1 protein-coding gene is annotated in these 790 nt (G+C 64.8%); it reads right to left on the bottom strand.

Annotation, left to right across the window (positions count from 1 at the left end; all coding sequences use genetic code 11):
* Positions 1 to 158 precede the first annotated feature (158 nt).
* Positions 159 to 347 (bottom strand): DUF5999 family protein, encoded by a 189-nt coding sequence (locus tag ACFWYW_RS45520; RefSeq protein WP_379610699.1) that lies wholly within the window; start codon positions 345 to 347, stop codon positions 159 to 161.
* Between the last annotated feature and the right edge of the window lie 443 nt (positions 348 to 790).

The following is a 790-nucleotide window of genomic DNA, read 5'->3' as shown; positions in this document are numbered from 1 at the left end:
TTCGTCCCGGGGGGGCGCTTGGGGGGGGCGCCTCGGGGGGGTCTTGGGGATAAGGCCGTTGGGTTGCTCGCCCCGACAGGGGTCGAGCTTCAGCTCGACTGGAAGAACGCCCGGAACCTCCCACGCGCGAAGCGCGCCAAAGTGAAGGACCTTGCCTTTCAGGCGGCGACCGGCTCCCGATGAGGAGCGACGACGGTGCCGTCCGGCAGCAGCAACCCGGTGTCCTCGAACAGCACCACGCCATTGCACAGCAAGCTCCAGCCCTGGTCAGGGTGGGCCGAGATCACGTGCGACGCCTCACGGTCGGCGGAGTAGGCAGTGGGGCAGATCGGCTGGTGACTGCACATCGTGCACCTCTCAGGTGACTCCTGGAAAAGCTTGTGGTTTTCAGAAGGGCAGCTTGCGCCCTGACGGAGTGCGGAGGTCCAGCGCGGTCCCGGCGGGCTTCTTCGGACGGGGCCTGATCTGGGTCTGGCGCATCTTCATCACGTCCCTAAGGTCTGGGCGCTTGCCCTCATTCTGACGATCGGGACCGACAGTTTCGGGGGCTGCCTGCCTGCTTCATGGCTTCACTCTGCGCCGTACCTCTTACCGCACACCTACAACCCACTGACAAGACGCGACAAGGGTTTCGTAAGCGGGTTCAGGGGTCCCCCTACAACGGGAGTTGGGGACGAACCGGCCGGGGCCAGAAACGGCGGTGGGGGGGGGCGGGGGGCGCGCCCCCCCCCCCCCCCGACCCAAAAAAAGATATGCCGGGTGTTTTTGTTTTGGTTTTTTTTGAAGAAAA

The sequence above is a fragment of the Nonomuraea sp. NPDC059023 genome (genome assembly GCF_042740095.1).
Classification (GTDB): Bacteria; Actinomycetota; Actinomycetes; order Streptosporangiales; family Streptosporangiaceae; genus Nonomuraea.
The sequence above is the reverse complement of the archived record's forward strand: the minus strand, read 5'-3'. Positions and strand labels throughout refer to the sequence as shown.